The organism is Flavisolibacter ginsengiterrae DSM 18136 (assembly GCF_059568575.1).
Genome location: NZ_JCANTR010000006.1, coordinates 13362 through 28607 on the forward strand (window position 1 = coordinate 13362; position 15246 = coordinate 28607).

General features: G+C 40.1%; 8 protein-coding genes. 4 read left to right on the forward strand and 4 right to left on the reverse strand.

Annotation, left to right across the window (positions count from 1 at the left end; all coding sequences use genetic code 11):
* The first annotated feature begins 93 nt into the window (after positions 1-93).
* From alaS to BP74_RS08035, 4 genes are all read left to right on the forward strand, one after another.
* Positions 94-2706: an alanine--tRNA ligase gene (alaS, locus tag BP74_RS08020; RefSeq protein WP_496373205.1), complete on the forward strand. Its 2613-nt coding sequence runs from the start codon at positions 94-96 to the stop codon at positions 2704-2706.
* A gap of 96 nt (positions 2707-2802) precedes the next feature.
* A complete protein-coding gene (locus tag BP74_RS08025) occupies positions 2803-3798 on the forward strand; it encodes a PDZ domain-containing protein (protein ID WP_496372861.1) in 996 nt (331 codons plus the stop codon).
* Positions 3799-3937: 139 nt separating this feature from the next.
* Positions 3938-5386: an Asp-tRNA(Asn)/Glu-tRNA(Gln) amidotransferase subunit GatB gene (gatB, locus tag BP74_RS08030; RefSeq protein WP_496372863.1), complete on the forward strand. Its 1449-nt coding sequence runs from the start codon at positions 3938-3940 to the stop codon at positions 5384-5386.
* Between the two features lie 3 nt (positions 5387-5389).
* Positions 5390-6505, forward strand: coding sequence for a redoxin domain-containing protein (locus BP74_RS08035; RefSeq protein ID WP_496372865.1), 1116 nt, complete (start codon positions 5390-5392; stop codon positions 6503-6505).
* A gap of 83 nt (positions 6506-6588) precedes the next feature.
* Here BP74_RS08035 and BP74_RS08040 read toward each other — a convergent pair whose 3' ends face one another.
* The 4 genes from BP74_RS08040 to BP74_RS08055 form a co-directional block, all read right to left on the reverse strand.
* Positions 6589-7461: a hypothetical protein gene (locus BP74_RS08040; RefSeq protein WP_496372867.1), complete on the reverse strand. Its 873-nt coding sequence runs from the start codon at positions 7459-7461 to the stop codon at positions 6589-6591.
* Positions 7462-7493: 32 nt separating this feature from the next.
* The gene (locus BP74_RS08045) at positions 7494-9002 is read right to left on the reverse strand and encodes a RagB/SusD family nutrient uptake outer membrane protein (protein ID WP_496372869.1); all 1509 of its coding nucleotides are present in this window, start codon (positions 9000-9002) and stop codon (positions 7494-7496) included.
* 16 nt (positions 9003-9018) lie between these two features.
* Positions 9019-12165 carry a SusC/RagA family TonB-linked outer membrane protein gene (locus tag BP74_RS08050; RefSeq protein WP_496372871.1) on the reverse strand — a complete coding sequence of 1049 codons (3147 nt, stop codon included), beginning with the start codon at positions 12163-12165 and terminating at the stop codon, positions 9019-9021.
* Between the two features lie 645 nt (positions 12166-12810).
* Positions 12811-15144, reverse strand: a complete 2334-nt coding sequence (locus BP74_RS08055) for an efflux RND transporter permease subunit (RefSeq protein WP_496372873.1) — start codon at positions 15142-15144, stop codon at positions 12811-12813.
* Positions 15145-15246 lie beyond the last annotated feature (102 nt).

Consider the following 15246-nt stretch of genomic DNA (forward strand, 5'->3'; position numbering starts at 1 on the left):
ACGTATCATTACCTTTGCAATCCCCGCAAAACGAGCGAGGGAAACAAATATACTGGCATATAAAGCAAAAATCAATCTTTTATTGTGAGCATAATGACTAGCGCAGATATACGCAAAGCATTTTTAGATTTTTTTAAAACTAAAGATCACCATATCGTTCCTTCCGCCCCTATTGTAGTGAAGAATGACCCAACCCTCATGTTTACCAATGCGGGCATGAACCAGTTCAAGGACTTTTTCCTTGGGAATAAAAAAGCGCCTTATCCCAGGATCGCTGATACACAGAAGTGTTTAAGGGTAAGTGGTAAACATAATGACCTGGAGGAAGTGGGTGTAGATACTTACCACCATACCATGTTTGAGATGCTGGGTAACTGGAGCTTTGGAGATTATTTTAAAAAAGAGGCTATTGAATGGAGCTGGGAACTGCTGACAAATGTTTTAAATATCCCCGTTGACCGTTTATATGTAACCGTGTTTGAAGGTGATGAGAAGGAAGGATTGCCAGTAGATGAGGAAGCTTCCACAGAGTGGAAGAAATGGATCAGCGCTGACAGGATATTGCTGGGCAATAAAAAAGATAATTTCTGGGAAATGGGCGACACTGGACCCTGTGGCCCCTGCACTGAAATACATGTGGATTCAAGACCGGATGAAGAAAGAAAACAGGTAGATGGAAGAACGCTTGTCAATGCTGACCATCCCCAGGTGATAGAAATATGGAATAACGTATTTATCCAGTATAACCGCTTAAAAGATGGAAGCCTGCAACAATTACCGGCAAAACATGTAGATACAGGAATGGGATTTGAACGCCTGGTAAGAGTGATACAGGGCAAGCATTCCAATTATGACACGGATGTATTCACAGGTACTATCTCTAAAATCGGCAACATTACCCAAACAGAATATAAGGGCTCAGATTCAAAGGCAGATATAGCATTTAGGGTACTTTCAGATCATATCCGTGCCATATCATTTACAATAGCAGATGGACAATTGCCTTCCAATACCGGGGCGGGTTATGTGATAAGAAGAATACTTAGAAGAGCTGTCAGGTATTATTATTCTTATTTGGATTACAAACAACCGCTTTTATTCCAGTTGGTGCCTGTGATTTCGGAACAGTTTTCAGGTGTATTTCCAGAATTAAAACAACAGGAAGCATTTGTGACCAAAGTGATCAGGGAAGAAGAAGAAGCCTTTTTAAGAACGCTCGAAAAAGGATTGAAAAGAATCGAAGACATTATCAGCTCCTCCGGCAAAGAAATTACCGGCAAGGATGCTTTTGAATTATATGATACGTATGGATTTCCATTTGACCTTACGCGCCTGATAGTTTCGGAAAGAAACCTATCGGTAGATGAATCAGCTTTCAATGCGGAAATGCAAAAGCAAAAGGAACGCTCCCGTGCAGCTACCGCTATTGACACAGAAGACTGGATTGTTGTAAATGAGGGTAATAATTCCATATTTGTTGGTTATGATTCACTGGAGACGGAAGCACAGGTGCTTAAATATCGAAAAGTGAAATCAAAAGGTCGGGAAGCCTTCCAGATTGTACTGGACCAGACACCCTTCTACGCAGAAAGTGGTGGCCAGGTTGGTGACACTGGTGAACTGGTGATCAATGGTGAAAAATTAAAAGTAATAGATACCAAAAAGGACAATGACCTGATCATACATGTTGCCGAAAAAGTACCAGCAGATCTCAGTGGTAAAGTACATGCACAGGTAGATGACAATAAAAGAAAAAATACCGCTGTTCACCATAGTGCCACACACCTGCTTCATGCAGCCTTGCGAAAGGTACTGGGTACGCACGTAGCTCAAAAAGGTTCATTGGTGAACGAGGACTACCTCCGTTTCGATTTTTCTCATTTTAGCAAGCTGTCTGATGAAGAAATAAAAGAAGTAGAAAGGATCGTCAACAGGAAGATTAGGGAAAACATTCCTGTTAATACGAGATACATGCCTAAGGATGAAGCAATGAAGACCGGAGCTATGGCATTGTTCGGCGAAAAATACAGTGACGAGGTGCGTGTAGTTACTATGGATCCGGGTTACTCGGTGGAATTATGTGGTGGCACGCATGTGGGCGCTACAGGCGAACTGGGTTTTTTTAAAATCATTTCCGAAAGCGCCATAGCTGCAGGAGTTCGCCGTATAGAAGCTATAAGTGGTGCTGCCGCAGAGCAGTTTGCCTTTGAACAATTTGAACTTGTACAATCAATAAAGGACCAATTAAAAAATCCAAAGGATATTGTAAAGGCTATCATAGCACTGAATGAAGAAAATAATGCCTTAAAAAAAGAAGCTGAAAAACTGGAGCAATCCCGATTGTCAGCATTAAGGGATAGCTTAAAAGATAAAGTGCAGCTCATTAATGGCATCAATTTCATTGGAGAGGTGGTGAAAAAGGTTAATGTCGATTCATTGAAAAAGCTGGCTTTTGAGCTAAAATCCGTGGTGCCCAACCCTGTCATAGTACTTGTGTCAGATGTAGATGGAAAAGCCGGTGTTGTATTATCCTTTGACGATGAAACAACAAAGGAAAAAGGCCTGGATGCAGGAGCCCTGGTCAAGCAAAAGATAGCACCTATTATCAAAGGGGGCGGTGGTGGTCAAAAAACATTGGCTACTGCAGGGGGGCAGGATATTACCTCCCTTCAACAGGTTATTGAGACCGTTAAAGCATTGCTTTAAACCTTTTAACATTTTAACAATTGCGAAGTCTTTCGTAATTCAGAAGTGTTCTCTATATTTGATCTACGAAATTTAACGTAGACAAAAAATACAGTTATGAAACAGATTCTTGTAAAACGATTGCTGATTGCGGGACTTGCTTTTATTACCGTTCCCTCTGTTGTACTAGCCCAAAAGGAAAAGACCAAAGACACAAAGGATGAAAAAGAAATGCAAACCATTGTTATTACCAGGAATGGAAACCTTGATAAAAAAACTGTCATTGAAATTGACGGAAATAAGGTGAAAGTTAATGGTAAGGATGCTGATGATGATAAAGATGTGCATGTAAATGTAAATACTATTAAAGGCATGGGTGAACGTAAGTTCAGGATGATGAACCGTACCCCCGGCGCAGGCACCTGGAATATGGATATGGACAATGACCAGATCTCTCTTTTCAGTGAAGATGAGAACCGTGCCATGCTTGGAGTCAACACTTCAGGTGATGATAAAGGTGCTGTAATAGAAGGTGTGACTGGGGAGAGTGCTGCAGAAAAAGCGGGCTTGAAGAAAGGAGACATCATTACAAAAATTGGTGATAAGAAAATTGAAGATGCTGAAGATGTTACGGAAGCCATTCACGACCGTAAACCAGGTGAAAAAGTTGACATTACCTACCTGCGCGATGGTAAAGAGCATAAAGCAACGGCTGAATTAGGAAAATGGAAAGGCATACATATGAATACTTTCACAATGCCCCGCATTGCGATGCCTGAAACACCAATGCCACCAATGGAAGGCTTTGGTGGCAATGCCTTTGTTTTTGGTGGTCGCCCCAGGCTGGGTTTATCTATTCAGGACACAGATGAAGGAAAGGGTGTGAAAGTACTGGATGTCGATGAAGAAAGTAACGCTGCTAAAGCTGGAATTAAAGAAGGAGATATCATATTAGGAATAGATGATAAGGAGGTAAAAGGAACAGAGGACGTTACAAGGACCATGAGAGAAAACAGGGACAAGAGCTCTTATAACTTCAAAGTACAGCGGGATGGGAAAACCCAAACCATTACAGTAAAGGTTCCTAAGAAACTGAAAACTGCGGAACTATAATCCACAAACCTGGTTTAGGAATATAGATTTCCGTACTAGATATAAAATTCTCCATTCTCATGTGCATAGGCCGGTCTCCATTGGAGGCCGGTTTTTTTGTACTATGATGGGCTTGGGCAAATGGATTAATTTTGACCGAATGTCTGAAATACAGGATTACGAAATAGTGATAGGCCTTGAGGTGCATGCCCAGCTTCTTACACAGAGCAAATTGTTTTGTGGTGATAGTACCGTCTTTGGAAAAGAACCAAATACCCAGGTAAGTATCATATCACTGGCCCATCCAGGCACTTTACCAAAAATGAACAGGGAAGTGATTGCAATGGCTGTAAAACTGGGGCTGGCCTGTAATTGCGATATTGTGCAACATAATTATTTTGCCAGAAAGAACTACTTCTACCCTGACCTGCCAAAGGGTTACCAGGTTTCACAGCATACTACTCCTATCTGCAAAGGCGGCTACCTGGAAGTGCAGGTGGGCAAAGAAATAAAAAAGATACGCCTGAACCGGATACATATGGAAGAAGATGCCGGCAAGAGCCTGCATGATGAAGAAAGTCCTTATACTAACATTGATTATAACAGGGCAGGCATGCCGTTATTGGAAATTGTAACAGAGCCTGATCTAAGGAGTGCAGAAGAAGCTTTTGCATATGTAACGAACCTGAGGAAACTGGTTCGGCATTTAGGTATCTGCGATGGCAATATGGAACAGGGAAGCCTGCGCTGTGATGTCAATATTTCCGTACGTAAAAAAGGCGATCAGAAGCTTGGCACCAAGGTGGAGGTAAAAAACCTGAACTCCATACGCTATGTAAAAAAAGTCATTGAAAGCGAAAGCAAGCGCCTGATAAGCATGCATCAAGGTGGTGAGCCCATTTTACAACAAACGAGGGGTTTGAATGAATCTGATTTTACTACCTATGCCATCCGCACCAAAGAAGATGAAGATGATTACAGGTACTTTCCTGAACCAGACCTGCCTCCTTTTTACATATCTGATGAAATGATTGAAACCATTCGTATGGGAATGCCAATGCCTGTATCAGAAATTAAAGAAACTTTCATGATTCAGTATCAATTAACTGAATATGATGCAGCACAACTCGCAAATGATACTGAATTGTCAGTCTATTTCCAACATATTATTAAGAGTACCAATAATTATAAGGCAGCTGCCAACTGGACAATTGGTCCTGTAAAGAATTACATGGCTGCGGCGGAAGTTTCAATTGATGAATTGAATGTCCCTCCCAACACTATTGCTTCACTTATCAACCTGATAGATGCCGGCACTATCAGTTTTGGTATTGCCAGCCAGAAGATATTTCCAGAAATAACGAAAGATCCAACCTTGGATATTGATGCGTATATTAAGTCAAATAGTCTTGGATTAGAAACTTCTGCATCACAAATAGATATGTTAATTCAAAGCGCATTAGAGAAACATGCGCAAAAAATAACAGAATATAAAAAGGGGAAGAAGGGATTGCTTAGTTTATTTGTAGGCGAGGTGATGAAACTTTCAGGTGGGAAAGTGGATGCCAAACTTGTAACAGAAAAGATCATTGAAAAATTAAATGCTTGATTAATGAATAAAGTTCTCGTTTCGATTGTTTTTATTGGTATGCTTTCGTGCAATAATAAAAAGGACGGAAATTCCTTTACTGTGGATGGCGCAGTTAAAAATAGCACGGCGAAAATGATCTATTTACAGGAAAGCCCTGCGGGCTCCGCCCCTGTCATTATTGACTCCTCGCAATTACAAAAAGATGGCTCCTTTAAACTCTCAGCGACTGGAAAAGAGGAATCTATTTATAGCCTGCGCGTAAATGAAAATCCATATCCATTTGCTGTACTTATCAATGACTCAAAAAAGATTACTGTACATGCGGACCTGATGAACCAATCAGAACCCTACTCAGTCAATGGTTCAAAAGCCAGCCAGGGCATCATTGATTTTGATAAATCAACCATGCACCAGGCCAAAAATATTTATGACCTGGGCAGGGAGATAGATTCTCTTTTAAAGATAAAATCGCCTGACAGTATTGTGAACACGCCATTCAGCAAATATGAATCAGCTACAGGTGAACTTAAGAATTATACCCTACGGTTCATAGATGATGCCAGCAGCCCTGTATTGGCATTATATGCATTGGGTAATTACCAACGGCTTACCCAACAATTGGGTTTGAAGCCATTGAATAATATGGAAGTAAGCGAAGTAGTTAACAAATCCTCAGCTAAGTTCCCTGGCAGCACTGCATTCAATGAATTAAAAAAGAACCAGCGTTCGCAACAGGCGCCAGATTTTACGCTTCCTGATACAACAGGCACGCCGGTGTCTCTTTCTTCCTTCAAGGGAAAATATGTGTTGGTAGATTTCTGGGCCAGTTGGTGCGCTCCTTGCAGGCAGGAAAATCCTAACGTGGTTAAAGCCTTTAACCAGTTCAAGGATAAGAATTTTACCATCCTTGGCGTCTCACTTGATAAAAATAAGGCTGCCTGGTTACAAGCTATCAAAAATGATGGTCTTTCCTGGAATCACGTAAGTGACCTGAAGTATTGGGAGAGCGAAGCAGCCGCCCTGTATGATGTCAGGAGCATTCCTTACAATGTGCTGATAGATCCAACTGGCAAAATCATTGGAGAAGATTTGAGAGGAAAAGACCTGGAAAATACATTACAACAAGTATTGAAATAGCTATCTGTCTTTACCTGATTGTATCCATAAAAAAAATCCCGCCTGTTGGTCCAGGCGGGATTTTTAATTGCTTTTAAAGTTTGTTATCTTCTGAATATAGAGGTATGAGTATATGTACTACCATTACCTGCATATTTCACTTTTGCAACAATATTAAATGTATTATCACAAGAAGAAAATGTACCAGTAGCTGTAATTGTTGAAATAGCTGAACCACTTCCAAAATAATTCTGTTGCGGAATTGTAACAGAAAAATTCGCAGGGTTACTCCAATCTAAAGTGGCCGTTAACCCTGGAGTTATAGCTCCATCTGTAGGAGCAAACGGGCCCCATCCATTATCAGATGTGGCACCCAGGTTTTTGATGATCACTGAAGCCGAAGTGGGTGTAAGCGGTGTCCAGTTGGAAACAGTAGCTGTATAGTTAGGCTTGGAACTTGCGCCACCATTATATGTGTCTGTTGAATTAGCATAATCCCCAATCAGATTAGCACCATTTACATCACAATATTTGCGCATTATAACTGTATACACGTTATTGTAGGCATTGGCAGCTACATCTCCACTTGCAATCGTAACCTTAAGTGTGTCAATTTTTGATGAAGAAGGATAACCAGCATATATTCCCTGGATGGCAAGCGAATCCAAAGCTTTACCAGCGGGGATTACCAAAGAAGTAGGAGCTGTATATTGCGTTCCTTGTGCAGCTCCTGTCGGAGATGCATAAGTAAAGGTTACAGTCCTGTCTTTATCTGCAACCGCAGTGATACCTACAGGAATTTTGAATGGTGTATTGGCGCTGCTCACATAATATGTAGAAGTCAGCGTGGTTGCATTAAATTTTGCAAAGCTCGGCGGAATAACCTCTTTGTCAATGACAAGGTTATTCTTTTTGCATGCCCCTATTGTAAAAAGAACAATGGCTGCAAAGAATATTTTAAAAATATTGTTACTCATATGATGAAATACTTTTTATCTGTGTTATAATCTTACGGATTTTGATCCGCAGGTGTCATGCTCGGGTTATTATCTAATTCGCGTTGAGGGATCCTTAATAAGAATCTTGGATCAGCATCAGGCATAGTGTACACTCCTGGATCAAAACTTGGGGCACCGTGGTTTCCAGTTCCGTTAGGCCTGTTTAAACCAGTCTTCAAACGCTTGATATCGAACAATGAAAAACCTTCACCCCATAATTCAATTCTACGTTGCAAAAGGATCTCATTCAATAAATCAGTGCCACTTAATCCTGAAGCACTATATGCTGGATTTCTGGCTTTAACTAAAGTTTCCAATACTGATAGCGCCTGCGCATCCTGGCCCTGGCGTGCCAGTGCTTCTGCTTCTATTAAATACATTTCAGATGCTCTCATATACAGGTAGTCTGCTTCCCATTTATTGGCAGTAGAAGGCACCTGGAATTTTAACTGGTTATATGGAGGATTTGAAGTTGATGTGGAAGCAGGTGTTCTAAATACCGTTTTCCTTACATCTCCAGTTGGTATCTGATCATATAAAGCCTTAGTGATTTTTTTCTGACCCCCCAGGGCAGCATAACCACCGGTACGAATATCCATATGTGAAAAGAAAGAAGCATAAATAGTTGCCTGGTCCGCAGGAATGATAGATCCCCACATCCACTCTTTGCTATTTACTGAAGAAAAAGCAGATAATGCTACATATTCAGTTGCATTCATTAAGGTAGAGCCTTGCCTGGCCTTATTTGCGTAAGAAGCTGCAGTAGCCCAATCTTCCATGATCAATGCTGTCCTGGCCCTTAGACCTTGTACCACATGAATATCAATGGCCGATTTTAAAGCTTGAGTTTTTCCTGTAAGCAAAGTTTCAGCAAGCGTTAGATCAGATACTATTTGCTTGTAAACTGCCTGGACAGTAGCTCTTGGATTTCCAGTTATAAGTTCTGCATTGGTAGATAATTCATTGTAAATAGGAACGCCTGGCTTTGATTCATTTCCCTTATAGGTCTGTTGAAACCAGTTGATCAAATTGTAATATGCATAAGCTCTCAAGCCTAAAGCCTGTCCCTTCACATCTTCTTTTTGCTCCTTTGTTGCATTTCCAACAGCATCAACATTCTTGATGATATTATTCGCCTGCTTGATGATATCATAGTATAGATACCATGCTATATCAGAACGTCGTCCTGTTGTGGCTACACCTTGCTCTGAATAATTATAATCCCTGTTGAACCAGCTATATCCTGCAGAATGGACAACCATATCATTACCCATCAGATCAGCAGTAATATCAAGGGCTTTTTGGCCAAAATTATCATGGCCGGTGCTTCCTGCTATTCCATATTGGAATTGTTCCTTGTAAATGCCCTGAAGCGCAGATGATATTCCACTGTAGGTGGTAAAAAGAGTTTCTTTCGTCACACCATTTGATGGAGTAGTTTCAAGATAACTTTTCTTGCATCCAACCATTGCCATCAACATCAACAATAGTGGTGAAATATATTTAAATGTTTGTTTCATTTGTATGTTTTTCTAATTATAAATTAAAATTCAGACCTACGGTCATAGTTCTGAATGGCGTATACGTTGCATCAGCAGTACCTGTGAAAGCGCGCTGTGGGTCCATTCCCTTTTTAGCTGTAAATAAATAGGCATTATCTACGTTTGTAAATACCTGGATGCCTGCTACGTGCATACGCTTAGCAACTTCAGTTGAAATGGTATAGCTAAGTGTAACATTTTTGATATTTAAATAGGAGCCATCTACTAACCATCTTGACGAAGCTCCATCCTGGCCTGCAATACCACTCTGCAGTCTTGGAACATTTGTAACGTCCCCTGGCTTTTGCCACCTGTTCAGGATATCTGTTTGCCATGCTGTTCCCGGAGAACCACGGTGCATGATACTGGCATAGTTGCCGTCATAAAACTGGCCGCCATAGGCAAAGGTTAATAAGAAAGACAGATCAAAATTCTTATATCGGAAAGCATTTGTCAAACCACCGGAAACATCAGGCAAAGCGGAACCAAAATAATAGAAGCTTGCCTGGCTGTATGTATTGGTTAATACCCTTTGACCTGTTGGCTTATTATCAGTCCCCATTACATCTTTATAATATAATGCATCACCATTTGAAGCATCTACACCAGCAAACTCTGGTAACCAGAAATCATAAATGCCATGGCCTATTGATAATTTCTTAGTACCAGTAACAATACCTTTTTCTTGTTGAGCGGCCGGAAGTTTAGTGATCTCGTTTTTGAAATGAGTCAGGTTCAGATCTATTCTCCAATCAAAATTTTTATTTCTTACTGCATTATAACCTAATTGAAGCTCTATACCGGAATTCTTCATAGTTCCAACATTCTTATAAACACTTGCAAAGCCTAAAGATGTTGGAAGAGGTACGTCAAATAAAAGATTATCAGACTGCCTGTTGAAATATTCAACTGTTCCCTGTAGCCTGTTTTTCAAAATGGCGAAATCTAAACCTACATTAAAGGTTTTATTAGTTTCCCAAAGCAGGTCTGTATTTACAGGTCTTGTTGGAGCAGTATAGCTTCCACTACCATCAGCATAGTAATATTCCCTGTAAGGATAGAACAATCCAATGTTCTCATTACCCTGCTCACCATAACTGGCTCTTAATTTTAATTCGTTAACCCAGCTAACATTCTTCAGGAACTCTTCCTGGGAAACCCTCCAGCTGGCGCCCACTGAATAAAACTTACCCCATCTTACTGAATCACGAAACCTGGAAGAACCATCTGTACGGAAACTTCCTGACAATAAATATTTCTGATCCAGGTCATAGTTTACGTTGGCAAAATAACTTTCAATTCTATGATTATCTACCTGGGAACTCGCAGGTGATAAAGTAGTGGCTCCGTTATCAAGCTCGGATTGACCCGGGAACTGGAACCCTGATTTAGAGCCCTGTACATAACTATACTGGTATTTATAATTTTCGTGACCAACTAATGCTCTCACATTATGACGACCACTTAATAATTTACTCCATGTCAATACTTCGTTACCTGTCAGAGAAATCTGGCGATCATCAGTCTTTGTAGACCTACCACCATTTGTTAAACCAGGAGAAGGAGCAGCATCACCATATTGGTTATTTTGGTAAGAAGTAATATCGTTACCGAAATAGTTAATACCTAATGTTGTTTTTAAAGAGAAATCCTGTAAGAACTTGATCTCTGCATACGTGTTGGCATTACCATTAAATATATTCCTGGAGCGATCATCTAAATTCAAAGATCCTAACAGATTGGAATTACCTGCATAAGGTCTTGTACCCATCTGTGCGGGAACGCCCCAATCTAATGCAGACTTGCCTGTAGCTGAATCAAATACAAATGCACCAGTTGTCAGGTTATGTTGATAGACAGGATAAATAGGTCCCATCTGTCTTGTAAAGTAAAATGGATTGGTAGTGGAAGTTCCACCACTTGGCACATCTTTTCTTTGCGCAACGGAACCATCAATATTCATTCCGGTTGTCAACCAGCTCGTTGCAGAGGCATTTACATTTAAACGTAAATTATAACGCTTGTACCCTGAAAACTTAACGATACCGTCTTCATTTAAATAACCAGCAGATAAATAATAATCTGTTTTATCACCAGCACCTGAAACACTTACTGTTGCATTTGTTCTCGAAGCTGTGCGGAAAAGTGCATCTTCCCAGCTTTCATTATATAAAAGTTGAGCATTTTGATTCAACTTACCTGTAACAGGATCAACTAGTTGGTTTCCAGGAACATTATAAGCATTATAAACCAGGCCACTGGAACCTGTTAATACGTTTGAAGCAGAAACTCCGGCAGCGGCAGGTGATTGTCCCTGGGCTATATAAGAATTCTTATATGCTTCCCAGAACAACTCATAGTATTGTTTTGAGTCCACCCTGTCATATTCAGGAATACCACGGCTCATATAACCCTTGCGGAAAGTGGCTGTGACATTAGATCTGCCTTTTTTACCTTTCTTAGTTGTGATCATTACAACACCATTGGCAGCCCTTGAGCCATAAAGTGCAGCAGCAGCTGCGTCTTTTAATATGGTAACTGATTCAATATCATCAGTGGAAATAGCACTGATAGAACCATCATAAGGAACACCATTTAATACATATAATGGTGAACTGGTAGCATTTACTGAACCAACTCCCCGGATCATTATACTAGCTCCGGTGCCTGGTGCACCTCCACCATTCGTAACAACTACTCCTGGTACTAAACCCTCTAAAGCACGGGTTACGGAAGTAACCTGTTGTTTTTCTATTGACTTAGCGGTAATAGTGTTTTCAGATCCTGTAAATGACTTCTTCCTTACAGTACCATAAGGCACTGTAACCACTACTTCGCTCATTGCCTGCTCATTCGAGGTTAAGGAAATAGTAAAGCTAGTCTTACCATTAATAGCAATTTGCTGATCCTGGTATCCTACAGAACTAATAACAAGTGTGTTGTTATTGGCAGGAACGGATAAACTAAAACTACCATCAGCACTTGTGATAGTACCGAAAGATGTTCCTTTTACACTTACAGAAGCATTTGGTATTCCTGCTCCCTGGGGATCAGTAACCTTTCCGGAAACAGTCCGGTTTTGTGCCAGGAGTTGGGTACTAGCCATAAGCACTCCCAGCATGATGAACAATAGTCTTCTCATGTTTGATTTTAAATTAAAAAATAATTATAGATGTGGCGCAGCCTTTTGGTGACCTCAAAACAACAACCTCTGGTAAATACGAGTGTATCTGAGAAAGTATAGACCTAAAACCCATTCTATTTTGACGCACGAATTTAATTGTTAAGAGATTACAAATTCAGTTTTATGAATAATATTTAATATTTAAGTACAAACCCCTATAAAGCGAAAACCCAAATCAATAAACTCAGTATTATTTAAGTTTTAAAACTTAAACAATCAATATTTGTATTAGTTGATTATTTTATTACACATTATTTTATGATTAGTTATTTCTTTTCGTTCTTTGTTTTACACAAAAAGGTTTAACTATTATTCAAATCCCAAATAAAAAATGGAGAATACTACCCGTAACAGGTTAAACAATGTCATTAAGGGCAAAATGTAACTGGCATAAATTCTCATAGGCATTGCAGTTGGTTATAAAAATCCTATCTGTTTTCAAAGGGCCACATAAAAACTAACCCACTCAAGACAAACAACATCTTTTAAAAGCTGCACTAAATTAATAGGAAGTGCAAAGATCATTAACTGAATATCTTATATAATCGTCCAAACGACCAAATTTGACGTCAAAATCTCAGTTATAACAGGATATGTTTGTCCTTAATTTGTTTTCGCGCCTGATTGTTTCCTGTAAAAAGTAAGTAACAAGGCAGGCAATAACACCAAATTGGCCAAAGTGGCGGTAACAAGTGTGAGTGATGTTAGCCAACCCAATGCTTTAGTGCCGCCAAAGCCACTAAAACAGAACACAACAAATCCTGCAATCAACACTACGGAGGTATAAATGATACTAAGACCTGTGGAGTGAATGGTATCTATAACGGTTTGTGCCGCATTATAATTGTTTGGCTTTAATTGCTGCTTATAATTCACCAGGAATCGAATAGTGATATCAATAGCGATTCCCAACGCCACGCTGAAAATCAAAACAGTTGAAGGCTTTAAAGCTATTCCGGCCCATCCCATGATTCCTGCCGTTATAATCAAAGGGATTACATTAGGAATAAGAGAGCATATAAGAATACGCCATGAGCGGAATAGGTATAACATACAAAGGGCAATTAAAACAAAGGCCCAGATCACACTATCTGTGAGCCCATTGATAATAAACCTGGTCCCCTCGAGAAAAGTTATGGAGGTACCGGTAAACTGAACATCATATTTTGAAGAGTCAAACAATTGGTCCGAACGTTTCTTTATGCTATCCAGCACAATAGGCAGCTTTGCACTACCAATATCTTTCATGCTGACACTTATCCTTACCTGCTGGCGGTTACTATCCATAAAACTTGTCACAAGTCTCGATAGAGAATTTTTAGAACTGTCCTGGCTATTCGGCGATAGGTATGGCTTTAAAGCAAGCAGGTCGTTTTCACCGGGCATGGCATAACTTGAACTGTCTCCTTCAAAAAAGGCCTGCCTGGCAAATTTTAAACCTTCCGTAATTGTCAGGGGCCTTCCTATATAGGGCTTGGCCGCCAGGTATTGCACGAAAGAATCGATCTTTCTAAGGTTGTTTAAGTTGCGGGTAACTCCATATTTTTTCCTTGTGTCAACAAGTACCTCTAATGGCATCACTCCTTTAAAGTTCTCTTCGAAGAACTTTAGGTCGGTATACACCCTGTCATTCTTAGGTAGGTCGTCTACAATATAGCCTACGCTTTTCAGGCGAAGAATACCACCTACTGCAATTGCAAGAATAATTAAGGTAACAGCATATATTGTTTTCCTGTGGTTTAGTGACCATTTTTCCAGGTGGTCAAGAGATTGTTGTAACCATTTGTTTTCCAGGTAGCGGGTATGTCTTTCTTTAGGTGGTGGCAAAAAATTCAGGGTAACCGGAATGAGCACCAGTGAAATAAAGAACAGGCTCATAATGCTGATCCCTGCCACCACTCCAAACTCCTTTAAAATGGCACTGTCTGTCAATGCAAAAACTGCAAAGCCAATGGCAGCCGCAATATTGCAAAAGAGGGTAACAATACCCATTTTACTGATCATGGAAATGATAGCTTCTTTTTTGTCTTTTGATTCCCTGTAAGATGTATGGTATTTATTAAGGAAATAAACACAATTGGGTATACCGATCACCACTACAAGTGGAGGAATAAGCGCTGTCAATATAGTGATCTTATACCCGGAGATATCTAGTATACCTATGCTCCAGATTACCCCGATGATAACAACAGCCAACGATATCATCATGGCACTTAAAGAACGGAAAAACAGCAATAGTATGAATGCGGATAGTAAAATGGAAGCGATCAGGAAGAACCGCATTTCCTTTTGTATCCTGTCACTGATGATCGTTCTGATATAGGGAAGCCCACTATAATGAACTTCAGTCTTTGTTTGGCTGGCAAATTGATCACCCCTATTCACAATATCTTTCACAATGGCTGTCCTTTCCGCTGAATTGATCAGTGTCGTATTCAGCCTGACTCCCATTAACCATGTTTTAGTTTCAGCATTATATAGAAGGCCTTTGTAAAATGGCAGGCTCAAAAAAACAGAGGCGCTGCTGTCAATTTCTGCCTGGTTGAGAACAGTATCCCGAAAAACAGGCAATGCCTGGAGTTTTTCCTCGCCTTCTTTTCTTACAAGGTTAATGGACGAAGGAACAGATACTACATCATCCACTCCCCTTACCTGCTTCAACTGCTTTTGAAGGGCATGATATTGATTAAAAAGTGAGGCCTGGAAAAGTTCGGTCGACTTTATGCCGATCACCATAAGGTTACCATCATCGCCAAACTTTTTACGGAACTCCTGGTATTCTTTATACTTGGGATTATTAACAGGAATAGCCTTTGCGAATTCGTAACTCAGGCTAACCTTACTTGCCTTCCATCCAAAAAAGGAAGTGAGCACCAGTAATACCACCAAAAAAACCATCCCAAAACGTAAAATGCCTTTACCGAGAATATTCCACATCTATCATCTGTTTGAAGGGCAAAGAAAGGAAATATACGAAGAGTTTATAAGGCCTAGGTGAAAGAACCTTATAACAAATAGCCGGCAGGCTTCATTAATCCT